The sequence below is a fragment of the Pseudomonas sp. DD1 genome (genome assembly GCF_044510355.1).
GTDB classification, from domain to species: domain Bacteria; phylum Pseudomonadota; class Gammaproteobacteria; order Pseudomonadales; family Pseudomonadaceae; genus Aquipseudomonas; species Aquipseudomonas shahriarae.
This window is the reverse complement of sequence record NZ_MSAJ01000035.1, coordinates 34,236-57,171: the sequence shown is the minus strand read 5'-3', so window position 1 is coordinate 57,171 and position 22,936 is coordinate 34,236. Positions and strand designations below refer to the sequence as shown.

Sequence of the window (22,936 nt, the reverse complement as noted above, 5' to 3'; positions counted from 1 at the left end):
CAAGAAAAAGGTACTCAGATGAACGCGATTAATCGCCTCGCCGTTGCTATTTCCATTGCCTCGTTGTTTCCCCTCAGTGCATTTGCCGCCGACTCCAAAGGGACGGTTGAAGTTGTGCATTGGTGGACCTCGGGCGGTGAGAAGGCGGCGGTGGATGTCCTGAAGGCCCAAGTTGAGAAAGACGGTTTTACCTGGAAAGACGGGGCCGTCGCAGGCGGCGGCGGTGCCACGGCCATGACCGTGCTGAAAAGCCGCGCGGTCGCCGGCAACCCGCCAGGCGTGGCCCAGATCAAAGGCCCCGACATCCAGGAATGGGCGTCCACCGGGCTGCTCGACACCGACGTCCTGAAGGACGTGGCCAAGGCCGAGAAGTGGGACGAACTGCTCGACAAGAAAGTCTCCGACACGGTGAAGTACGAAGGTGATTACGTGGCCGTGCCGGTGAATATCCACCGCGTCAACTGGCTGTGGATCAACCCTGAAGTCTTCAAGAAAGCCGGCATCAGCAAAAACCCTACGACCCTTGAAGAATTCTATGCCGCCGGTGACAAGCTCAAGGCTGCCGGCTTCATTGCGCTCGCCCACGGTGGCCAGCCTTGGCAGGACAGTACGGTGTTCGAAGCCGTGGTGCTCTCGGTCATGGGCGTGGACGGCTACAAGAAAGCCCTGGTCGACCTCGACAACGCGACTCTGACCGGCCCGGACATGGTCAAGGCGCTGACCGAGCTGAAAAAGGTCGCGACCTATATGGACGCCGACGGCAAGGGCCAGGACTGGAACCTGGAAGCCGCCAAAGTCATCAACGGCAAGGCCGGCATGCAGATCATGGGTGACTGGGCCAAGAGCGAGTGGACAGCCGCCAAGAAAATCGCCGGCAAGGACTACGAGTGCGTAGCCTTCCCGGGCACCGACAAGGCCTTCACCTACAACATCGACTCCCTGGCGGTGTTCAAGCAGAAAGATGCCGGCACCTCGGCCGGTCAGCAAGACATCGCCAAGGTCGTGCTGGGTGAGAACTTCCAGAAGGTCTTCAGCATCAACAAGGGCTCGATCCCGGTGCGCAACGACATGCTCGGCGACATGGCCAAATACGGCTTCGACAGCTGCGCCCAGACGGCGGCCAAGGACTTCCTGGTGGATGCCAAGTCCGGCGGCCTGCAACCGAGCATGGCGCACAACATGGCGACCACGCTGGCGGTACAGGGCGCGTTCTTTGATGTGGTGACCAACTTCATCAACGACCCGAAAGCCGACCCGGCCGACACCGCCAAGAAACTTGGTGCGGCGATCAAGTCTGCCAAGTAACCCCTAGGGGCAATCGGTTTCAGTGTGGGAGCGGGCTTGCCCGCGATGCAGGCGCCTCGGTGTAGCAGTGACACCCAGGTGATGCCATCGCAGGCAAACCAGCCCCCACCTAAAGCCGGCCCCCACAAGGTTACCCATTAGTCCCTTACTCCCTGCCCTGGATTTCCCCATGAGTTCTGTTGCTGTGTTCAGCAAGGCCTCGCCGTTCGATGCATTGCAGCGCTGGCTCCCCAAACTGGTGCTGGCCCCGAGCATGTTCATCGTCCTGGTGGGCTTCTATGGCTACATCCTGTGGACGTTCGTGCTGTCGTTCACCAACTCCACCTTCCTGCCCACCTACAAATGGGTGGGCCTGGCGCAATACGCACGGTTGTTCGACAACGACCGCTGGTGGGTGGCGAGCAAAAACCTGGCGCTGTTCGGCGGCATGTTTATCGGCATCACCCTGGTGATCGGCGTGCTGCTGGCGGTCTTTCTCGACCAGCGCATCCGCCGCGAAGGCTTTATCCGCACCATCTACCTGTACCCGATGGCGCTCTCGATGATCGTCACCGGTACTGCCTGGAAATGGCTGCTCAACCCTGGCATGGGCCTGGACAAACTGCTGCGCGATTGGGGCTGGGAAGGCTTCCGGCTGGACTGGCTGATCGACCCGGACCGCGTGGTGTATTGCCTGGTGATTGCGGCGGTATGGCAAGCCTCGGGCTTTATCATGGCGATGTTCCTCGCCGGCCTGCGTGGGGTTGATCAGTCGATCATCCGTGCCGCACAGATCGACGGCGCGAGCCTGCCGCGTATCTACTGGAGCGTGGTGCTGCCCAGCCTGCGCCCGGTGTTCTTCAGCGCGGTGATGATCCTTGCGCACATCGCCATCAAGAGCTTTGACCTGGTGGCGGCAATGACGGCCGGTGGCCCTGGCTACTCGTCCGACCTGCCGGCGATGTTTATGTATTCCTTCACCTTCAGTCGCGGCCAGATGGGCATGGGCTCGGCCAGTGCGATCCTGATGCTCGGCGCGATCCTCGCGATCATCGTGCCTTACCTGTACTCCGAGCTGAGGACCAAGCGCCATGACTAGTCTCGCCAAACCTTCCATCAGCTTCAGCCGCCTGGCGATCCATGCGGTGCTGATCCTCGCCGTGGTGCTGTACCTGGTGCCGCTGGTGGTGATGCTGCTGACCAGCTTCAAGACCCCGGAAGACATCAGCACCGGCAACCTGCTGAGCTGGCCGACGGTGATTACCGGGATCGGCTGGGTCAAGGCCTGGGCCACGGTAAACGGGTACTTCTGGAACTCGTTCATGATCACCATCCCGGCGGTGCTGATCTCCACCACCATCGGCGCGTTGAACGGCTACGTGCTGTCGATGTGGCGTTTTCGCGGTTCGCAGTTGTTCTTCGGCCTGTTGCTGTTCGGCTGCTTCCTGCCGTTCCAGACCGTCTTGCTGCCGGCCTCGTTCACCCTCGGCAAAATGGGCCTGGCCAGCACCACCACCGGCCTGGTGTTCGTGCACGTGGTCTACGGCCTGGCATTCACCACGCTGTTCTTCCGCAACTACTACGTGAGCATTCCGGATGCGCTGGTCAAGGCTGCGCGCCTGGATGGCGCAGGATTCTTCACCATCTTCCGTCGGATCATTCTGCCGATGTCGACCCCGATCATCATGGTCTGCCTGATCTGGCAGTTCACCCAGATCTGGAACGACTTCCTGTTTGGTGTGGTGTTCTCCAGCGGTGATTCGCAGCCCATCACGGTGGCGCTGAACAACCTGGTCAACACCAGCACCGGGGCCAAGGAATATAACGTTGATATGGCGGCGGCGATGATCGCCGGGCTGCCGACCCTGCTGGTCTATGTGGTCGCAGGCAAGTATTTCGTGCGCGGCCTCACGGCTGGCGCGGTCAAGGGGTAATCATGGCTACGCTCGAACTTCGCAACGTAAACAAGACCTATGGTGCCGGTCTGCCGGACACCCTGAAGAACATCGAACTGTCGATCAAGGACGGTGAGTTCCTGATTCTTGTCGGGCCCTCGGGCTGCGGCAAGTCGACCCTGATGAACTGCATCGCCGGCCTGGAGAACATCAGCGGCGGCGCGATCATGATCGGTGACCAGGACGTCAGCGGCATGAGCCCCAAGGACCGGGACATCGCCATGGTGTTTCAGTCCTACGCCCTGTACCCGACCATGAGCGTGCGCGAGAACATCGAGTTCGGCCTGAAAATCCGCAAGATGAGCCAGGCCGACATCGACGAGGAAGTGGCGCGGGTGGCCAAGCTGCTGCAGATCGAGCACCTGCTCAATCGCAAGCCGGGCCAGCTCTCGGGCGGCCAGCAACAACGTGTGGCCATGGGCCGGGCGCTGGCGCGGCGGCCGAAGATCTACCTGTTCGACGAGCCACTGTCCAACCTCGACGCCAAGCTGCGGGTCGAGATGCGCACCGAAATGAAACTGATGCACCAGCGCCTGAAAACCACCACGGTCTACGTGACCCACGACCAGATCGAAGCGATGACCCTGGGCGACAAAGTGGCGGTGATGAAGGACGGGATCATCCAGCAGTTCGGCACGCCGAAAGACATCTACAACGATCCGGCCAACCTGTTTGTGGCGAGCTTTATCGGCTCGCCGCCGATGAACTTCATCCCCCTGCGCCTGCAACGCAAGGAGGGCCGCCTGCTGGCCCTGCTCGACAGCGGCCAGGCGCGTTGCGAATTGCCACTGGGCATGAACGATGCGGGCCTTGAAGACCGCGATGTGATCCTCGGCCTGCGCCCGGAGCAAATTGTTCTGGCCAGCGGCGAGGGCAATGGCTTGCCGAGCATTCGTGCCGAAGTCCAGGTGACCGAGCCCACAGGCCCGGACACCCTGGTGTTCGTGCAGCTCAATGACACCAAGGTCTGCTGCCGCCTGGCGCCGGATGTGGCGCCGCAAGTGGGCGAGAGCCTGACCTTGCAGTTCGATCCGGCCAAGGTGCTGCTGTTCGACGCCAAGACCGGCGAACGCCTGGGCACCGCCGCGTCAGTGCCAGTGCCACACGCCGACAACGTCACCCAATTTAAAGGCCGCTGAAAATCAAAATGTGGGAGCGGGCTTGCCCGCGATACAGGCCGCTCGGTCTACCAGGCACACCGCAGTGATGCCATCGCGAGCAAGCCCGCTCCCACACATTCGATGTGGATGTTTCGGAAATAGCTGTAAACCGCGTTAGATAAAAACAGTTAATAACAATAAAGACGAGGATGTAGGGATGAAAAAGCAACACAACAACACTCGCTTGATCTGCCAGCTGTCAGCAGCGGCAGCGCTGGTTTTGTCCGCCAATGCGATGGCAGACGAGGCCTTCAGTGCCGATTCCAAGTGGATGACCGGCGATTGGGGCGGCGAGCGGACCAAGCTGATCGAGCGGGGTATCGACATCAAGGCCGACTACGTTGGGGAAGCGGGCTACAACGCCCACGGCGGCTACAACGATGACAAGACCGGTCGTTATGCTGACCAGTTCGGCCTCGGCGTAGCGCTGGACCTGCAAAAACTCTGGGGCTGGGACAACACCCAGGCCAAGATCCAGATGACCAGCCGTAATGGCCGCAACATCTCCAATGACCGCATTGGCGACCCGCGTGCCGGCACCTTGAGTTCGTCTCAAGAAGTGTACGGCCGTGGCCATATGGTGCGCCTGACCCAGTTCTGGATTCAGCACCAGATGTTCGACAACAAGCTGGATGTGAAACTCGGTTACTTCGGTGAAGGCGAAGACTTCAACACCTTCCCGTGCGACTTCCAGAACCTCTCGTTCTGCGGCTCCCAAGTGGGTAACTACGTCAACACCTGGTACAACTGGCCGGTCAGCCAGGCCGCGATCCGCGTGAAGTACCACATCACGCCTGAGCTGTATGCGCAGATCGGCGCGTACAACCAGAACCCCTCGCAACTGGAGCACGGCAACGGCTTCAAGCTCAGCGGCAGTGGCACCAAGGGCACCGTGATTCCGGTGGAGCTGGTCTGGTCGCCGAAGGTCAATAACCTGCCGGGCGAATACCGTGTGGGTTACTACAAGAGCGCCGCCGATGCTCCCGACGTACGTGAAGACGTCAACGGCGACAATGCGGCCACCACTGGCGCAGACTACCGTACCCGCAGCAGCAAAAAAGGCTATTGGTTCGTTGCCCAGCAGCAGCTCACCACCCATAACGGCGACGCTTCCCGCGGCCTGAACATCGCGGCCAACGCCACCTTCCACGACAAGGAAACCAACACGGTCGACAACTATCAGTCGATCATGCTGGTGTACAAAGGCCCATTCGATGCGCGTCCAAAAGATGACGTCGGCATTGGCGCTGCTCGCCTGCATGTCAACGATGACGTGCGCAAGAACGCCGAGTTGTTGAACGAAGCGGGCGGTTTCACCGATTACAGCCAGGCAGGTTATGCGCCACTGCGCGGCACCGAGTACAACTACGAAATCAACTACGGCTTCCACGTCACCAACTGGTTGACCGTGCGTCCCAACCTGCAATACGTCACCCACCCAGGTGGCGTGGATAAAGTCGACAACGCCCTGGTCGCCGGTCTGAAAATTCAGTCGGTGTTCTAACGCGGTTGCGATAAGCTCCTTCTCTCTGTGCGCATTTTGCGGGTAGCCATGGCTATCCGCTTTTTTTTGAGCGGGTGCGCATAACGCGTGTGGGAGCTGGCAAGCCAGCTTCCACAGGTTCACCAAAGAGGTGAGCGATAGTGATCTACAGGACCGTGGCACATGCATGAGCATCCGCTGCAACGCTTTTTCAAATCCCTGCGCGAGCAACCGATATTCGCCTGGGAGCGCTTCCAGATGCGCGACGTATTGGTGATTGACCATCCCCTGTGTCAGGCGGTATTCAGCCGCCAGGGCGCGCAGTTGCTGCATTTCCAACCCACGGGCCAGAAGCCATGGCTGTGGTGCGCGGCCAAGTGGCCGCAGGTCGGGGCGATCCGTGGCGGCGTGCCAGTGTGCTGGCCGTGGTATGGCCGCCATCCCAGCGAAAACGCCTGGCCCTCCCATGGTTGGGCACGCTTGATTGACTGGAAGCTATTGGACAGCAGCACCGATGACGACGGTGTGCGCCTGCATTGGCAATTGCAGCTGTGCGATTGGCAGGTGGACCTGCATGCGCACCTGGGCGAAACCCTCGAACTGCGCCTGAGCACCGAGCATCAGGATGAGCTGCCGTGCCAGTTGAGCCACGCTTTGCACGCCTATTGGCGGATTGGCAACGTGGGCGAGATAGCGCTGTCTGGGCTCGACGGGGCGCAGGGTTACGACCAGTTGAGTCGTCAGGTTTGCCAGCAGCAAGGTGAGTTGCGCGTCGATGGCGGCTGCCAGCGCGTGTTCCAGCATGAGGGGGAGTTGCAGCTCAAGGACCACGCCTGGCAGCGCGAACTGTGCATCGACACTGGCGACAGTGCTGACACGGTGGTCTGGCATCCGGGCAGCCGGCCATTGCTGGGGGTGAGCTTTAACGAGGCGTCGGGCTTTGTGTGTGTGGAGTCGGCCATGGCTGGGGCCAGCTTGGCGCCGGGGGAGAGGGCGCATTTGAGTTTGCAGGCCCGGGCGGGGGGGTAGTGGTGTTGCCCTGGGCCTCATCGCGGGCCAGCCCGCTCCCACAAGGTAGCGGGCTGGGCTGGCCCTGCTGGAGGCGATTCCAGCTTTAGTTGAACTCATCCCCCACCGGATACCGGCTGTCATTCAAGCTCTCTTTGATCTTGCGCAGATGGGGCTGGAAATCCACACCACGGCGCAAGGTCATGCCGGTCGCCAGCACATCCAGCACTGTCAACTGAATGATCCGCGAGGTCATTGGCATATAGATGTCGGTGTCTTCCGGCAGCGGGATGTTCAAGCTCACCGTACTGACCTTGGCCAATGGCGAGTTTTCGGCCGTCACGCCCAGCACCGAGGCGCCGTTCTCCCGGGCAATGCGCGCCACTTCCACCAATTCCCGGGTGCGGCCGGTGTAGGAAATGATCACGAATAGCTCGCCGGTATGCGCCACCGAGGCAATCATGCGTTGCATCAATACGTCGGCGTGGGCCGTCACCGACAGGTTGAAACGGAAGAACTTGTGCAAGGCATCCATGGCCACTGGCGCCGAAGCACCGAGGCCGAAGAAGTGGATCTGCCGTGCCTGGATCAGCAAGTCCACGGCCTTACTGATAAGCGCGGGGTCCAGGGCCTGGCAGGCGCTGTCCAATGAAGCGATGGCGCTGCCAAAAATCTTCTGCGTGTAGGCCTCGGGGTTATCATCGGCCTCCACGGCGCGGCTGACATAGGCCGCGCCACTGGCCAGGCTTTGCGCCAGTTGCAATTTCAGTTCAGGGTAACCGCTGACGCCGAACGAGCGGCAGAAACGGTTGACCGTCGGTTCACTGACCGAGGCGGCTTGGGCGAGGGCAGCGATCGAGAAGCGGGTCGCCTGCTGTGGGTTGAGCAGGATGACCTCGGCGACTTTTTTCTCGGCCTTGTTCAATTCTTCGAGGCGGTTCCGGATCTGTTCCAGAAGATTGCGCACGCGGTCCATTCAGTCTTTCCTTCGGGCGACGATGCAAGTAAGGGCCAGTAACAGGTCGACGAGCGGCCCTTGGCGGTGGCCTATCCTACTGAGGGTAGTTGAACACCACCACTCGCAATGCGTATTTTGGGAAAATGTTGTGGTTATTACTACATTTTTCCTTGAGTGATGCCTTGAAAAAAGGTATTTGTAGCTTAACTTGATAAAAGAACAAACATCATGCCTTCGATAACCGTGGAACCCTGCACCTTTGCCCTGTTTGGCGCCTTGGGTGATCTGGCGCTGCGCAAGTTATTTCCTGCCCTTTATCAACTCGATGGCGCCGGGCTCTTGCATGCCGACACCCGCATCCTGGCCCTGGCCCGTGAAGCTGGCTCCGAGCAGCAGCACCTGGACCATATCGAGCGCGAACTGCGCAAATACGTCGGTCAGGAACTGGATGAAGCGGTAGCTGCGCGCTTCCTCGCGCGCCTGGCCTATGTGCATGTCGATTTCATGAATGCCGATGACTACGTGGCCCTGGCCGCCAAGGCCGGCACCGAACAACGCCTGATCGCCTACTTCGCCACCCCGGCGGCGGTGTACGGCGCGATCTGCGAGAACCTGTCCAAGGTCGGCCTGGCGGAAAATACCCGGGTGGTCCTGGAGAAACCCATCGGTTCGGACCTGGAGTCCTCGCGCAAGGTCAACGACGCCGTGGCGCAGTTTTTCCCGGAAAACCGCACTTACCGCATCGACCACTACCTGGGCAAAGAGACGGTGCAGAACCTGATTGCCCTGCGTTTTGCCAACAGCCTGTTTGAAACCCAGTGGAACCAGCATTACATCTCCCACGTGGAAATCACCGTGGCCGAGCAGGTGGGTATCGAAGGCCGCTGGGGCTACTTCGACAAGGCCGGGCAACTGCGGGACATGATCCAGAATCACCTGCTGCAACTGCTCTGCCTGATCGCCATGGACCCGCCGGCCGACTTGTCCGCCGACAGCATCCGCGACGAGAAGGTCAAGGTGCTCAAGGCCCTGGCGCCGATCAGCCCGGAAGGCCTGACCACCCAGGTCGTGCGCGGCCAGTACATTGCTGGCTACAGCGCCGGCAAGCCGGTGCCGGGTTACCTGGAAGAAGATAACTCCAACACCCAGAGCGATACAGAAACCTTCGTCGCCCTGCGGGCCGATATTCGCAACTGGCGTTGGGCCGGGGTGCCGTTTTACCTGCGCACCGGCAAGCGCATGCCGCAAAAGTTGTCGCAGATCGTTATCCACTTCAAGGAACCGTCCCACTATATCTTTGCCCCCGAACAGCGCCTGCAGATCAGCAATAAGCTGATCATCCGCCTGCAACCGGACGAAGGTATTTCCTTGCGCGTGATGACCAAGGAGCAGGGCCTGGACAAGGGCATGCAACTGCGCAGCGGGCCACTGCAACTGAATTTTTCCGACACCTACCGCAGCGCACGGATTCCCGATGCCTACGAGCGGTTGTTGCTGGAAGTGATGCGCGGCAATCAGAACCTGTTTGTCCGTAAAGATGAAATCGAAGCCGCGTGGAAGTGGTGTGACCAGTTGATCGCCGGGTGGAAGAAGTCCGGTGATGCGCCCAAGCCGTACGCGGCGGGTTCCTGGGGGCCGATGAGCTCCATTGCACTGATTACGCGGGATGGGAGGTCGTGGTATGGCGATATCTGATTTGAAACTGCCCCAGGGCGTAACACCTCATGAGTACCGCACGCCGGTACTGCTGGCCGAAGGCTTGGCCAACGACGTGGCCGAACAACTGCGCGCGGCCATAAGTGCCCGTGGCGAGGCGACCCTGGTGGTGTCCGGTGGCCGCAGCCCGGTGGCGTTTTTCCAGAACCTGGCCAGCCAGGGCCTGGACTGGTCCAAGGTCACCATTACCCTGGCCGATGAGCGCTGGGTGCCGGTGGAACATGCCGACAGCAACGCCGGCCTGTTGAAGAAACATCTGCTGCAAGGCCCGGCGGCCAAGGCCAAGTTCTTGAGCCTTTACAGCGCCGCCGCGAACCTGGACGGCGCTGCCGAGCAGGCGGATCGCTTGCTGGCCGAACTGCCGGCGATTGATGTGCTGGTGCTGGGCATGGGCGATGACGGGCATACCGCGTCGCTGTTCCCCAACAGCCCGAACCTGGCCGAAGCGCTGCAGCCCGATGGCACCCGCCGGTGCTGGCCGATGCTGGCGCCGAGCGTGCCCCATCAGCGCCTGACCATGAGTCGTGCATTGCTGGCCAGCGCCCGTTACACCGTGTTGTCGATTGCCGGCGATTCGAAACTCCATACCCTGAGCGAAGCGCTGGCCAGCGACGATGTTGCCGGCATGCCGATTCGCGCGTTTTTGCAACCCACTCTAGAGATTTACTGGTGCCCATGAGCCAAGGATCAGCCGCTATGAAAAGCCCTCACCCGACCGTGTCCATGGCGGATAAAGTTGCCCTGATCGACAGCCTCTGCGCCAAGGCGCGGATCCTGCCAGTGATCACCATTGCCCGCGAACAGGACATTCTGCCCCTGGCCGATGCCCTGGCGGCGGGTGGCTTGACCGCGCTGGAAGTGACCCTGCGTTCGCAGTTCGGCCTCAAGGCCATCCAGGTCCTGCGTGAGCAGCGTCCGGAGTTGGTGACGGGCGCGGGCACGGTGCTCGATCGCACCATGCTGGCGGCTGCCGAGGCGGCGGGTTCGCAGTTTATCGTCACCCCCGGTATTACCCGTGACCTGCTTGAAGCCAGTGTCGACAGCCCGATCCCGCTGCTGCCCGGCATCAGCAATGCCTCCGGCATCATGGAAGGCTATGGCCTGGGCTATCGTCGTTTCAAACTGTTCCCGGCGGAAGTCAGCGGCGGTGTGGCGGCAATCAAGGCCCTGGGCGGACCGTTTGGCGAAGTGAAATTCTGCCCCACTGGCGGCGTTGGCCCGGCCAACATCAAACACTACATGGCGTTGAAAAACGTGATGTGCGTGGGCGGTAGCTGGATGCTTGATCCGGAGTGGATCAAGAACGGCGACTGGGCGCGCATCCAGGAAGTCACCGCCGAGGCGCTGGCACTGCTGGACTGATTGGCTTTACCGAATCGTTGTTGCTGTGCTTCACGGCATGTTTGCGGTGCACTTGGTCGGTGCGCCGCTTTTTTTTGCCTATAGAAAAGCGAAATATCACCGTAATTCAAATGGGGGGGGCTTGTGTGGGAACTGGCTTGCCTGTGATGGCCATAGGTATCTACACAACTCGCTTTTTTTGGTTATTGGGTGTGAGTACATATCCGTTGCTGCGGTCATGGCGGCTATTGGTTCCGCCCTTACGGCGGGTCACTTTTGGAAAAGAGCCCCAAAAGTAACCAAAAGGGCTCTTGCCCCACCACTCGGTGCCTCGCCTAGGCTCGGCATGCCCGCAGTCAGGCATTGCTCCGTGGGCCCGCCGCGATCGGCCATCCATGGCCGTGTCGCGGCTACCCCGGCATCCATGCCGGGGTGCCCACTGCGCAATACCTGCCTGCGGCCATCGTGGTTTAACGGGGCGCCTCAGATCAAGATCAAAAGCCAGATCAAAAGCAGAGCAACAGCAACAGCAAAGCCGGGGCGCGAAGCTGCATTCCCCCCCTGTGGGAGCTGGCTTGTCGGGTCGCCGCATCGCTGCGATGGCGGTGTATCGGCCAATACATTTATCGACTGATACACCGCCTTCGCAGGCAAGCCAGCTCCCACAGGTATATGCGTACATCTCGACGATCAGGTCGGCTGTCAGGCCGCCTCGCTTTGCTTTGATTTTGATCTTAGGCGCCCCGTTAAACCACGCTGGCCGTCATCCGATATTGATTTGGGGGGTAACCCGGCAGGACGCCGGGTTAGCCGCGCTGGGCCATGGATGGCCCATCGCGGCGGCCCCCCAAATCAATGTCGGATGACGGGCACACCGAGCCTAGGCGAGGTGCCGAGTGGTGGGGCAAGAGCCCTTTTGGTTACTTTTGGGGCTCTTTTCCAAAAGTGACCCGCCGTAAGGGCGGAACCAATAGCCGCCATAACCGCAACAACGGATATGTACACAACCCCAGAAAAGAGTTGTGTAGATACCTATGCTGCGATAGCGCTGGTTCAGTTAACCGATATTTGACTGACCCACCGCCATCGCAGGCCAGCCAGCTCCCACATTTTAATCAGTGTTCAGCTTGGTAATGGCATTGACCAGCACGTCGATGTCCGCCGCCGACGTCACCACCCCCGGTGTCACCCGTATGCAGGTACCAAACGCTGCCCCACTGCGCAGGGTGGTAAACAGGTTGTATTCATCAAGCAGTCGATTCGCCATCAGCTGTTGATCACGCCCGTTGAACTTGAACGCCGTAATCGCGCAATACAACCGTGGATCATCCGAGGTCAGCACCTCGATCCCCGGCAATGGCCGTACCTGGCTCACCCACAGGTCACGCAGGTATTTCACCCGCGCCCCCTTGGCCTGCGCGCCGCCCAGGGCCCGATGCTCTTCGAGCACCAGCGGCAAGGTCATCAGCGCTGGAAAGTTCGGCGTGCTGTAGGACGTACGGGCGCGCACGTCGCTGGCTGGGTAATGGAACTCGCCCATGTCCGGGTCAATGTCCGCCAGCCGCTGCGGGGCGATATAGAGAAAGCCCAGGGTCAGCGGTGCACCGATCCACTTGTGCAGGTTGAAGCCGGCGAACGAGATGCCCAACTGGGCCAGGTCGAACTCGATCTGGCCAAGGGCATGGGCGCCATCGAGGATGATTTCGACGCCATATTCCCGCGCAACCTGGGCGATGGCCTCCACCGGCATGACCAGGCCGGTGCGGTGGGTGACATAGGTCAGCGCCATCAGCCTCAGGCGTGGGTAGCGGCTGAAGGTGTCGCGATAAGTCTGCAGCAGGCTGTCGAAACTGGCCGGATGGGCGTGGGACACTTCGATCACCTCTACACCCCGGTAGCCGGCGAGCCAGCGCATGGCGCCTTTGACCGTGTCGTATTCCAGATCGCTGATCAGCACCTGGTCGCCCGGCTGCAGGCGGTTGTAGTTGCGGATCAGCGACTGCAGGGCTTCGGTGGCATTGCGGGTGAAAGCAATCGCTTCTGGGTCGACGTTGACCAACTCGGCCAGTTGCCGGCGAATCTCGACATGTTGCCCTTGCTCGAAGCGCTGGCGCACATGCACCGAGTTGCTGCGATTGATGAAGGCCACGTGCTCCTGATACTGGGCCAACACGGCCCGGCTCATGCGGCCAAAGTAGCCGTTTTCCAGGTTGATGGGGCTGGGCTCCAGGTCATAGCGCTGGGCAATGGCCTGCCAATAGGCTTCGTCGCGGGTGTGGGGCATGGGCGGGCTCGGTTAGTGGCGCGGGGCGGGTTTACCGTGTTTGGCGCGTAGCGGTTCCAGCAGTTCGGACAGGCCGTTGTGGTCGATTTCCTGCATCAAGGCCAGCAAACCGCCCAGCTCGCCGTGGGGAAAACCTTCGCGGGCAAACCAGTTCAGGTACGGGCCGGGCAGGTCGGCAATGATCCGGCCCTTGTACTTGCCGAACGGCATTTGGCGGGTGATCAGCAGTTCGAGTTTTTCGGGGTTCATACGGGCTTCAGGCAATCAGGAGGATGCCTTGGAAAATACAGGCATTCTGCATGAAGGCCAAATGACAGATCATGCAAATAAAGCGGATACAGATTTGAGGGTTATTTATAACATGTTGAAAAATAAGGAATAAATATTGATTCAAGACCTGGCACGGGCGCTGCAACTACCTCAATACCTTTCTAAACCCGCGAAGGAATTGAAAAATGACTGATATCAACAAAGAGTCGATCTCCGTACTCAATGACCTGATCGAAACCAGCAAAGACGGCCAGGAAGGCTTCAAGACCTGCGCAGAAGACATCAAGCACCCTGAGCTCAAGGCGCTGTTCATCAAGCGTTCCGCAGACTGCGCGTCGGCGGCTGCCGAACTGCAAACGGCGGTGCGGGCCTTGGGTGGCGATCCGGAAGATTCCGGCAGCGTGGCCGGCGCACTGCACCGTGGCTGGGTCGACGTGAAGTCGATGGTCACCGGCAAGGACGAAGAAGCGGTACTCAACGAAGCCGAGCGCGGTGAAGACCACGCACTGAAGGCTTACAAAGAGGCCATCGAGAAAATCAACAAGCACAACCTGGTCGGTATTCGTGACCTGGTTGAGCGCCAGTATCATGGTGCGCAACGCAATCACGACCAGGTGAAAGCCCTGCGTAACCAGGCTCGCGCCCAGTCCTGAGCTGCGCCGAGGTAACAAATGTGGGAGCAGGCAAACCTGCTCCCACTGGTAATTGCGCCGTACCCCGATACAAATGTGGGAGCTGGCTTGCCTGCGATAGCGGTTGATCAGTCGATGTATGTATCGACTGAAATGACGCCATCGCGGGCAAGCCCGCTCCCACATTTTTTATTTCACATGCCTGGTCAGCCGATGCTGATCGCCGGCAACTCGGTCAAGGTCACAACCTGCTGTTTGCGTGGCGCGAGGATCTCGGCTTCGCCATCCACCACCAACTCATCACGCTGGTTGAACACCTGGGTGGCAATCCGCACGCGGAACTTGGGCAGCTTCTCGAGGATTTCCAGACGTACGGTCAAGGTGTCGCCGATTTTCACCGGCTTCTGGAAGCTCATCTGCTGACCGATATAGATGGTGCCCGGCCCAGGCAGCTCACAAGCGACTGCCGCGCTGATCAAGGCGCCGCTGAACATGCCGTGGGCGATCCGCTCCTTGAACATGGTCGCCTTGGCGAATTCGGCATCCAGGTGCACCGGGTTATGGTCGCCGGACATTGCCGCGAACAGCTGGATATCGCGCTCTTCTACGGTTTTGCTGTAGGTGGCTTTCTGGCCAACTTCGAGGGCTTCGTACGGAGTGTTGGTAACCTGGGTCATCTGATCCTGCATCCTGTGGCTAATCGGTAATCTTAATTCGTTGATTTTAAACGAAAATATTTATGCGTTCACTCGCAGCGCGCCGGCCGGCGATGGTTCACGGCCTGGGCCATCCAGGCCAGCACATCAGCGGTGACCGCATCGCGGTTGGTTTCATTGAAGAGTTCGTGGCGCGCCTGCGGGTAGATGTTCACGTGCAGGTTCTGGCAGCCGGCATCGCGCAATGCGTTGGCCAGGCTGGTGAGACGCTTGCCTTCACTGACCGGATCACATTCGCCGCCCATCACCAAAATCGGCAGGCCCGGATCAATCTGTTTGAGATTGGACGCTTTGCTGATTTGCTGCAAGCCACCCAGCAGGTCGATCCATAGCTGGTTGGTGCAACGAAAGCCGCACAGGGGGTCGTTGACGTACTTGTCCACTTCGTCCGGGTCGCGGCTCAGCCAGTCAAACGCCGTGCGGTTGGGCTTGAAGGCCTTGTTGAACGAGCCAAACGACAGAAACTCGATCAGTGCGCTGCGGCCCCTGAGGCCCTGGCGCAGGCGTTCGGCCCGGGCGATCAGGCGGGCGGCGCGGTACAGGGCCACCGGCTGGAAGTTCGACCCACTGAGAATCGCCCCGTGCAGGCTGGCACTGTGATGCAACAGATAGGCCTGGGCGATATAGCTGCCCATGCTATGGCCCAGCAGGAGGATCGGCACACCGGGGGCTTGCTGGCCGATGTGCTGGTTGAGCGCGGCCAGGTCACCTACCACTTTGTTCCAGCCATCGCGCTCGGCAAACAGGCCCAGGGTGCCTTCATCGGCGGTACGGCCATGGCCGCGCAGGTCCGGGGCGTACACGCCGTAGCCGGCATCACACAGGGCCTGGGCCAGGCGCGCATAGCGGCCGCTGTGCTCGGCCATGCCATGGGCCAGCATCACCAGCGCCGTGGGCGTGCCGTCCGGTAGCCACTGGTTGACGTACAGGCGGCTGCGGTCGTTCGCGGTCAGCCAGAAAGTGGTGTGGTTCATGGCGCTTCCTTTGCTCAGGGTCGTTGCAGTGTATAGCTCATCCGAGGGCCGGCGTCTGATCACCCGCGGCCTCAGGGGCAAGATTCATACAATCAATGACACGTTTTAGTGTATTTGCCTGTTTGGCCATAGCTGCTAACGTCCCCGAAGCTCCGCTTCCCTTAAACAGCCGGAAGCGGTCGGGCACACTCGGGTAAGAGGACAAGAATAATGCAACCTGATTTCTGGAATGACAAACGCGCAACAGGCGTTCCCAACGAGCTTGACCTGTCGGCGTACAAGTCAGTAATCGAAGTCTTCGAGCGTTCCTGCAAAGCCTTTGCCGACCGTCCGGCATTCAGCAACATGGGGATCACCCTGACCTACGCCGACCTGGAGCGCCAGAGTGCGGCGTTCGCCGGCTACCTGCAACACCACACCGATCTCAAGCCGGGCGACCGTATTGCGGTGCAGATGCCCAACGTCCTGCATTACCCGATTGCCGTGTTCGGCGCCTTGCGCGCCGGGCTGGTGGTGGTCAACACCAACCCGTTGTACACCCCGCGGGAGATGCGCCATCAGTTCAAGGATGCGGGCATTCGTGCGCTGGTCTATCTCAACCTGTTTGGTTCCAGGGTCCAGGAAGTGGCGGCTGACACCGAGATCGAGTACCTGATCGAAGCGAAGATGGGCGACTTCATGCCCGCCGCGAAGGGCTGGCTGATCAACACCGTGGTCGACAAAGTGAAGAAGATGGTCCCGGCCTACAGCCTGCCCCGGGCGGTGTCGTTCAAGCGCGCGTTGCGCATGGGCGCGGGCCTGGCCGTGACCCGCCACCCGATAACCCTCGATGACATCGCCGTGCTGCAATACACCGGCGGCACCACCGGCCTGGCCAAGGGCGCGATGCTCACCCACGGCAACCTGGTAGCCAACATGCAGCAGGTGCGGGCGTGCATGTCACAGCTGCGTGAAGACGGGCATCCGCTGGTCAAGGAAGGGCAGGAGGTAATGATTGCGCCGCTGCCGCTGTATCACATCTATGCCTTTACGGCGAACTGCATGTGCATGATGGTCACCGGCAACCACAACGTGCTGATCACCAATCCACGGGACATCGGCGGCTTTATCAAGGAATTGAAGAAGTGGCGGTTTACCGGGTTGCTGGGGCTCAACACACTGTTTGTCGCCTTGATGGAGCACCCGGATTTCAAGACCCTGGACTTCTCCCACCTGAAGATCACCAACTCCGGCGGTACCGCCCTGGTCAAGGCCACCGCCGAGCGCTGGAAGCAGATCACCGGCTGTTCCATCGGTGAAGGCTACGGCCTGACTGAGACGTCGCCAGTGGCCAGCACCAACCCCTACGGTGATCAATCGCGCCTGGGCACCGTGGGTATTCCAGTGCCGGGCACGGCGATGAAGGTTATTGATGACGCCGGCGTCGAGTTGCCGATGGGCGAGCGGGGCGAGTTGTGCATCAAGGGCCCGCAGGTCATGAAGGGCTACTGGCAGCAACCGGCGGCCACTGCCGAGACCCTGGACGCCGAGGGCTGGCTCAAGACTGGCGATATTGCGGTGATCGACCCCGACGGTTTTGTGCGCATTGTCGACCGCAAGAAAGACCTGATCATCGTCTCGGGCTTCAATGTGTACCCCAACGAGATCGAAGACGTGGTGATGGCCCACCCGAACGTTGCCAACTGCGCGGTGATCGGCGTGCCTGACGAGCGTACCGGCGAGGCGGTGAAACTGTTCGTGGTGGCGCGGGCCCAGGGTGTCAGCCTTGAGGAGCTGAAGACTTACTGCAAGGCCAACTTCACCGGCTACAAAGTGCCCAAGCACATTGTGTTGCGCGACTCGCTGCCGATGACGCCGGTAGGCAAGATCCTGCGCAGAGAGCTTCGCGATATCGCCTGACCTGAATTGAAATGCGATTCAAATGTGGGAGCTGGCAAGCCAGCTCCCACATTTACGGTGTACACCCTTAAAGTAGAGCGGTTTCGCAGGTTATAGAATCTTTGCTCTAAAAATGACTACTGCATATTCTTGAGTCATGTTTATGACTGTAGGGGCCTCTTTTGGCTCTAGGCGGCCCTTGGCAAAGCTGCTACTCTCGGCGCGCTTTGTGACCTCTCGGCCTGCTTGAAACAGCCGGAATCACCTAAAAACACACAAATAATAATCGCATCAAATGCGGTGAATGAATTCGCGTCGCTGAGGAGTGGGCTTCCATGATCGAAGACTTTTGGAAGGATAAGTACCCCGCCGGGATTGCTGCAGACATCAATCCAGACGAGTATCAAAATATTCAGGCGGTACTGAAACAGTCCTGCCAACGCTTCGCCGACAAACCGGCTTTCAGCAACCTGGGCAAGACAATCACCTACGGTGAGTTGTACGAATTGTCCGGTGCCTTTGCCGCGTACCTGCAACAGCATACCGACTTGCAGCCCGGTGATCGAATCGCCGTGCAATTGCCCAACCTCCTGCAGTATCCGGTCGCCGTGTTTGGCGCTATCCGCGCCGGCCTGATCGTGGTCAACACCAACCCGCTGTACACCGCGCGGGAGATGGAACACCAGTTCAACGACTCCGGGGCCAAAGCCCTGATCTGCCTGGCCAACATGGCGCACCTGGCAGAAAAAGTCGTGCCCAAGACTGGCGTCAAGCACGTGATCGTCACCGAAGTGGCTGACCTGTTGCCGCCGCTCAAGCGGTTGCTGATCAACAGCGTCATCAAGTACGTGAAGAAGATGGTCCCGGCCTATCACTTGCCCCAGGCGATCAAGTTCAACGACGTCCTGGCCAAGGGGCATGGCCAGCCGGTCACCGACGCCAGCCCGGCCAGCGAAGACGTCGCCGTACTGCAATACACCGGCGGCACCACCGGCGTGGCCAAGGGCGCAATGCTGACCCATCGCAACCTGGTCGCCAACATGCTGCAGTGCAAGGCGCTGATGGGCTCCAACCTCAACGAAGGCTGCGAGATCCTGATCACGCCGCTGCCGCTGTACCACATCTATGCCTTCACCTTTCATTGCATGGCGATGATGCTGATCGGCAACCACAACATCCTGATCAGCAACCCGCGCGACCTGCCGGCGATGGTCAAGGAGTTGTCGAAGTGGAAGTTCAGCGGCTTTGTCGGCCTGAACACCCTGTTCGTGGCCCTGTGCAACAACGAAGGCTTCCGCAAGCTGGACTTCTCGGGGCTCAAGGTCACGCTGTCGGGTGGCATGGCATTGCAACTGGCGGCGGCCGAGCGTTGGAAGGCCGTGACCGGCTGCAATATCTGTGAAGGTTACGGCATGACCGAAACCAGCCCGGTGGCCACGGTCAACCCGATCCAGAATATCCAGATCGGCACCATCGGCATCCCGGTGCCCTCGACCCTGTGCAAAGTCATCTCGGATGAGGGCGTCGAGTTGCCCCTGGGCGAAATCGGCGAGCTGTGCGTCAAGGGCCCGCAAGTGATGAAGGGCTACTGGCAGCGTGAAGACGCCACCGCCGAAGTGCTCGACAGCCAAGGCTGGCTGAAGACCGGCGATATCGCGATCATCCAGCCAGACGGCTACATGCGCATCGTTGATCGCAAGAAGGACATGATTCTGGTCTCCGGTTTCAACGTCTACCCCAACGAGCTGGAAGACGTGCTGGCAAGCCTGCCGGGCGTGCTGCAATGCGCGGCCATTGGTGTACCGGACGAGAAATCGGGCGAGCACATCAAGCTGTTCATCGTGGTCAAGCCAGGCGCGACACTGACCAAGGAGCAGGTGATGGAGCATATGCGCGCCAACGTCACCGGCTACAAAGTGCCGAAGGCTGTCGAGTTCCGCGAAGCACTGCCGACCACCAACGTGGGCAAGATCCTGCGTCGTGAGTTGCGCGATGAAGAGATGAAGAAACTGGGCCTGAAGAAGTAAACAAAAAGCCCCGCGAATGCGGGGCTTTTTATTGGGCGCTGAGTGTCGACTGACCCACCGCTGTCGCCGCGATGCGGCGACCCGACAAGCCATTTGTCCTGGGCCGCACTCAAAACTCCTGTAGCACACAACCCCTGTGGGAGCGGGCTTGCCCGCGATGGCGTCCTGTCAGCCCCCACATTTCCGATCGGGTGTTTACAGGGCGAACTGCGCGAAGCTCACGCCAGCGCCTGCCGGGCGTACATCCTTCAGGAACGAGTCCTTGTCTGCGCTCAGCTCCAGGGTAATCTCCGGCTTGCGCTTGCCTGCATTGCGTACCACCAACCCTTCAAGCTTCTCACGCAGGTACACGGTCGGTACTTTCAGGTGCAGCAGCTGATCGGTTTCGGCGTTGTGCATCAACAAATGAATCCACTCGTACTGGCCAATGGCGATGCGCGCCACCGGCAGGTCGAACCACCAGATGTTGCGCTTGCGGTCCAGGTCGGTGAAGTGGCAGTTGTTGACACCGAGCACGGCACCGCCCAGTTCCAGGTTTCTGCGGGCGATGGCCTGTGATTTATTGAGTTTCATAACCTTCCTACGGGATCTGTTATTCAGCGGTTGAGCCTGAATCTGCCGGGCATTCTCGTGGGTTGGCCGCAAAACATAAAGCCAAACCTGTACGGGGTGATGAAATGCCTGACGCAAATAATTGAAACTCTACGCAAACGCCCAGGGTCAATCTTTAGGTAATGACCAAAACCCTTGATTGTTCTTACGGAGAAATACCATGGGCAGCACAGCGGATAAGGCAAAAGGTTTAGCGAACGAAGCCATTGGCAATATCAAACAAGGTGTCGGCAAAGCCACTGACAACACCCAGCTTGAGGCCGAAGGCAAGATCCAAGAGAAGAAGGGCGAAGCCCAGCAAGCGATCGGCAAGGTCAAGGACGCGGTAAAGAATACGGTCGACAAAGCCTGATTCACCCGCCTGCCAACACGCAGCATAACGGTCATCCACGGATGGCCGTTTTTATGTCAAACCGGCGGATTAAAGTTTCGAAATTGTTTCAAGGTCGCCAAATAGGCTACCTTGATGTAGAAAACGGCCCCTGAGTCGCCCACGAACTCAACCTTTTTGCGGCGAAAGGAGACGCTATGATTTTTCCGGTATTAAAAGATCTGCCGCTGCACCGCGTATTGATGCGCACCGTCACAGAGTTCATCGACGACGAGATGCCCACCTACGCCTCGGCACTGGCCTACCAGATGCTGTTTTCATTGTTTCCCTTCCTGCTGTTCCTGATTGCCCTGATTGGTTTCCTGCACCTGCCGGACTTCTTCAGCTGGTTGCGCCTGCAATCGGAGCTGGTGTTGCCGCCCCAGGCCCTGGAGCAGGTCAACCCGGTGATTGACCAATTGCAGCAATCCAAGGGTGGGCTGTTGTCGGTGGGTATCGTCATCGCGCTGTGGACCGCCTCGGCGGGCGTGCGCCTGATGATGAGCGCGATGAACGCCGCCTACGACGTGGTGGAAGGCCGGCCGATCTGGAAACGTTTCCCGCTGTCGATTCTCTACACCGTGGGTATCGCTGGTATGTTGCTGGCCGCCGCCGCGTTGATGGTCCTGGGGCCGCAAGTGATGGAGTGGCTGGCCGGGCAGATTGGCATGCAGGAGTTCGTCGTTACCCTGTGGACCATCCTGCGCTGGCCGTTGATTGTGATCCTGCTGATGTTCGCCGTGGCCTTGATGTACTACGTGATGCCGGACGTGAAGCAGAAATTTCGCTTTATCACGCCAGGCTCGGTGCTGGCGGTGGTGGTCTGGATCGTGGCTTCCCTGGGCTTTGGCTATTACGTGAAAACCTTCGCCGACTACAACGCCATGTACGGCAGCATCGGCGCGATCATTGTCCTGCTGTTGTACTTCTATATTTCCGCCGCCGTATTACTGCTGGGCGCGGAGATGAACGCGGTGATCGAGCACATGTCTGCCGAAGGCAAAGACCCGGGCGAAAAAGACTTTGGCGAACACCACCCTGATCAAAAACAGCATGTCTCGGGCCTTGGCCGGGACCATTCGCTGCCCAAACCCACCTCTGATGAAAGTTGATCGATGATTCGTGAAATCCTGAAAATGGGCGACGAACGCCTGCTGCGTATCGCGCCCCCGGTGCCCCCGGAAATGTTCGACAGCCCCGAGCTGTGGCAACTGATCGACGACATGTTCCAGACCATGGAACACGTGGGTGGCGTTGGCCTGGCCGCGCCGCAGATTGGTGTCGACTTGCAACTGGTGATCTTCGGCTTCGAGAGCAGCGAGCGCTACCCGGATGCCCCGGCGGTGCCCCAGACCATCCTGATCAACCCGTTGATTACCCCGCTGAGCCCGGTGTTGGAGGAGGGTTACGAAGGCTGCCTGTCGGTGCCAGGCCTGCGCGGTGCGGTGGATCGCTACCAGCAGATTCGCTACGAGGGTTTTGACCCCAAGGGCGAGCCGATTGTGCGGATTGCCGATGGCTTCCATGCGCGGGTGGTGCAGCATGAATGCGACCACCTGATCGGTCGCCTGTACCCGTCGCGGATCACAGACTTCAGCAAATTCGGGTTTATCGAGGTGATGTTTCCGGAGCTGGATCCCGCCGCCGACGCTTAACCCTGGCGGCACAGGCCCATGGCAATCATCGGCTTGTTGCGTTTATAGCGCACCAGGCGCTCTGCCAGCGACTGCGGCAACACGGTCTGCTGGCTGAAGCCCTGGGCTGTATAAAACCCTTCCAGGTCGGGGTGGCACAGTAGCCACACCGTGCCTTCGACAGGCGCAATCGCTTCAGCGATCAGCCGCGCCGCCAGCCCTTGCCCGCGTAATGCCGGATCGACAAACAGCCCGGTCAGCCACTGACCGCCGACCACGGGGCTCAGGCACAGGCCGGCGACGACCTCGCTGTTGCGCGCGACCCACAACTGGCCGCCCTTGAGGGCCTTCATCGGCGAGTTATGGCGGCGGTAGAACTTGTTCAGCAACGGCCACAGGGGCTCTGCCAGTAGATCAATGTGCAACTCGGGCATGGTATTTGGACAAGCGTGATCAAGGGCTGGGGATTATAAGTCGGGCAAAGCGCCTTCTGTTGGGCAATAGGTGTTATACCCATGCTTACTTCCTCTGTTAGTGGAGCATGCATCATGGCCAAAGGTATGGATTCAAAGAAAGCCGCGAAGAAAAAACCGGCAAAGACCGCCGATGAAAAACGCGCGGACAAAAAAGCCAA

General features: G+C 59.8%; 23 protein-coding genes. 15 read left to right on the top strand and 8 right to left on the bottom strand.

Translation table 11 applies throughout. The features are described 5' to 3' along the window. Window positions 1–18: 18 nt before the first annotated feature. The 6 genes from PSFL_RS21760 to PSFL_RS21735 all read left to right on the top strand — a co-directional run bounded on the left by PSFL_RS21760 (window position 19) and on the right by PSFL_RS21735 (window position 6,911). The gene (locus PSFL_RS21760) at window positions 19–1,305 is read left to right on the top strand and encodes an ABC transporter substrate-binding protein (RefSeq protein WP_057439967.1); all 1,287 of its coding nucleotides are present in this window, start codon (window positions 19–21) and stop codon (window positions 1,303–1,305) included. Between the two features lie 169 nt (window positions 1,306–1,474). Beyond that, window positions 1,475–2,383 (top strand): carbohydrate ABC transporter permease, encoded by a 909-nt coding sequence (locus tag PSFL_RS21755; protein WP_029296391.1) that lies wholly within the window; start codon window positions 1,475–1,477, stop codon window positions 2,381–2,383. Beyond that, window positions 2,376–3,218: a carbohydrate ABC transporter permease gene (locus PSFL_RS21750; RefSeq protein ID WP_057439965.1), complete on the top strand. Its 843-nt coding sequence runs from the start codon at window positions 2,376–2,378 to the stop codon at window positions 3,216–3,218. The genes PSFL_RS21755 and PSFL_RS21750 overlap by 8 nt, the downstream gene beginning before the upstream one ends. 2 nt (window positions 3,219–3,220) lie before the next feature. Then, window positions 3,221–4,378 (top strand): ABC transporter ATP-binding protein, encoded by a 1,158-nt coding sequence (locus PSFL_RS21745; RefSeq protein ID WP_128593440.1) that lies wholly within the window; start codon window positions 3,221–3,223, stop codon window positions 4,376–4,378. A 178-nt stretch (window positions 4,379–4,556) separates the two neighbouring features. After that, on the top strand, window positions 4,557–5,903 hold the full coding sequence (locus PSFL_RS21740) for a carbohydrate porin (RefSeq protein ID WP_057439963.1): 1,347 nt from the start codon (window positions 4,557–4,559) through the stop codon (window positions 5,901–5,903). A 162-nt stretch (window positions 5,904–6,065) separates the two neighbouring features. Beyond that, on the top strand, window positions 6,066–6,911 hold the full coding sequence (locus tag PSFL_RS21735; RefSeq protein WP_057960488.1) for a D-hexose-6-phosphate mutarotase: 846 nt from the start codon (window positions 6,066–6,068) through the stop codon (window positions 6,909–6,911). Window positions 6,912–6,996: 85 nt separating this feature from the next. On the opposite strand, the gene PSFL_RS21730 is transcribed toward PSFL_RS21735, so the two are convergent. Then, a complete protein-coding gene (locus PSFL_RS21730) occupies window positions 6,997–7,857 on the bottom strand; it encodes a MurR/RpiR family transcriptional regulator (protein WP_169866643.1) in 861 nt (286 codons plus the stop codon). 219 nt (window positions 7,858–8,076) lie between these two features. On the opposite strand from PSFL_RS21730, the gene zwf reads away from it, so the two are divergent. The 3 genes from zwf to PSFL_RS21715 are packed head-to-tail and all read left to right on the top strand — an operon-like array spanning window position 8,077 to window position 10,926. Continuing rightward, entirely contained in the window at window positions 8,077–9,543 is a 1,467-nt protein-coding gene (gene zwf, locus PSFL_RS21725) for a glucose-6-phosphate dehydrogenase (protein WP_057439956.1), read from the top strand. Next, window positions 9,530–10,243, top strand: coding sequence for a 6-phosphogluconolactonase (gene pgl, locus PSFL_RS21720; RefSeq protein ID WP_169959654.1), 714 nt, complete (start codon window positions 9,530–9,532; stop codon window positions 10,241–10,243). Before zwf ends, pgl begins: the two co-directional genes overlap by 14 nt. Before the next feature lie 17 nt (window positions 10,244–10,260). Further along, window positions 10,261–10,926: a bifunctional 4-hydroxy-2-oxoglutarate aldolase/2-dehydro-3-deoxy-phosphogluconate aldolase gene (locus PSFL_RS21715; RefSeq protein ID WP_057439953.1), complete on the top strand. Its 666-nt coding sequence runs from the start codon at window positions 10,261–10,263 to the stop codon at window positions 10,924–10,926. Between the two features lie 1,090 nt (window positions 10,927–12,016). Here the strand turns inward: PSFL_RS21715 and PSFL_RS21710 are convergent. Both PSFL_RS21710 and PSFL_RS21705 read right to left on the bottom strand, forming a co-directional pair. Further along, the gene (locus PSFL_RS21710; protein ID WP_397470474.1) at window positions 12,017–13,189 is read right to left on the bottom strand and encodes an aminotransferase class V-fold PLP-dependent enzyme; all 1,173 of its coding nucleotides are present in this window, start codon (window positions 13,187–13,189) and stop codon (window positions 12,017–12,019) included. A gap of 12 nt (window positions 13,190–13,201) precedes the next feature. Then, window positions 13,202–13,438: a DUF3820 family protein gene (locus tag PSFL_RS21705; RefSeq protein ID WP_008056784.1), complete on the bottom strand. Its 237-nt coding sequence runs from the start codon at window positions 13,436–13,438 to the stop codon at window positions 13,202–13,204. A 206-nt stretch (window positions 13,439–13,644) separates the two neighbouring features. Here PSFL_RS21705 and PSFL_RS21700 point away from each other — a divergent pair, with 206 nt between their 5' ends. Then, window positions 13,645–14,112: a PA2169 family four-helix-bundle protein gene (locus PSFL_RS21700; RefSeq protein ID WP_057439949.1), complete on the top strand. Its 468-nt coding sequence runs from the start codon at window positions 13,645–13,647 to the stop codon at window positions 14,110–14,112. Here the strand turns inward: PSFL_RS21700 and PSFL_RS21695 are convergent. From PSFL_RS21695 to PSFL_RS21685, 3 genes are all read right to left on the bottom strand, one after another. Continuing rightward, window positions 14,064–14,210 carry a 4Fe-4S binding protein gene (locus PSFL_RS21695; protein WP_397470524.1) on the bottom strand — a complete coding sequence of 49 codons (147 nt, stop codon included), beginning with the start codon at window positions 14,208–14,210 and terminating at the stop codon, window positions 14,064–14,066. The genes PSFL_RS21700 and PSFL_RS21695 overlap by 49 nt on opposite strands. 87 nt (window positions 14,211–14,297) lie before the next feature. Further along, the gene (locus PSFL_RS21690) at window positions 14,298–14,768 is read right to left on the bottom strand and encodes a MaoC family dehydratase (protein ID WP_032862565.1); all 471 of its coding nucleotides are present in this window, start codon (window positions 14,766–14,768) and stop codon (window positions 14,298–14,300) included. Window positions 14,769–14,836: 68 nt separating this feature from the next. After that, entirely contained in the window at window positions 14,837–15,781 is a 945-nt protein-coding gene (locus tag PSFL_RS21685) for an alpha/beta hydrolase (RefSeq protein WP_169961339.1), read from the bottom strand. 210 nt (window positions 15,782–15,991) lie between these two features. Between PSFL_RS21685 and fadD2 the strand changes: the two genes are divergently transcribed. Next, complete coding sequence (fadD2, locus tag PSFL_RS21680; RefSeq protein WP_057439948.1) at window positions 15,992–17,680, top strand: long-chain-fatty-acid--CoA ligase FadD2; 1,689 nt, start codon at window positions 15,992–15,994, stop codon at window positions 17,678–17,680. Window positions 17,681–17,994: 314 nt separating this feature from the next. Then, entirely contained in the window at window positions 17,995–19,686 is a 1,692-nt protein-coding gene (fadD1, locus tag PSFL_RS21675) for a long-chain-fatty-acid--CoA ligase FadD1 (RefSeq protein WP_057439947.1), read from the top strand. 195 nt (window positions 19,687–19,881) lie between these two features. Here fadD1 and PSFL_RS21670 read toward each other — a convergent pair whose 3' ends face one another. After that, window positions 19,882–20,259, bottom strand: a complete 378-nt coding sequence (locus PSFL_RS21670) for a hypothetical protein (protein ID WP_057439943.1) — start codon at window positions 20,257–20,259, stop codon at window positions 19,882–19,884. Between the two features lie 199 nt (window positions 20,260–20,458). On the opposite strand from PSFL_RS21670, the gene PSFL_RS21665 reads away from it, so the two are divergent. From PSFL_RS21665 to def, 3 genes are all read left to right on the top strand, one after another. Then, window positions 20,459–20,650 (top strand): CsbD family protein, encoded by a 192-nt coding sequence (locus tag PSFL_RS21665; RefSeq protein WP_057439941.1) that lies wholly within the window; start codon window positions 20,459–20,461, stop codon window positions 20,648–20,650. 176 nt (window positions 20,651–20,826) lie between these two features. Beyond that, the gene (locus tag PSFL_RS21660) at window positions 20,827–21,780 is read left to right on the top strand and encodes a YihY/virulence factor BrkB family protein (RefSeq protein ID WP_115128800.1); all 954 of its coding nucleotides are present in this window, start codon (window positions 20,827–20,829) and stop codon (window positions 21,778–21,780) included. Window positions 21,781–21,783: 3 nt separating this feature from the next. Beyond that, the gene (gene def, locus PSFL_RS21655; protein WP_029296447.1) at window positions 21,784–22,323 is read left to right on the top strand and encodes a peptide deformylase; all 540 of its coding nucleotides are present in this window, start codon (window positions 21,784–21,786) and stop codon (window positions 22,321–22,323) included. Here the strand turns inward: def and PSFL_RS21650 are convergent. Then, a complete protein-coding gene (locus tag PSFL_RS21650; RefSeq protein ID WP_273866093.1) occupies window positions 22,320–22,736 on the bottom strand; it encodes a GNAT family N-acetyltransferase in 417 nt (138 codons plus the stop codon). The two genes, def and PSFL_RS21650, sit on opposite strands and share 4 nt — an antisense overlap. Window positions 22,737–22,936 lie beyond the last annotated feature (200 nt).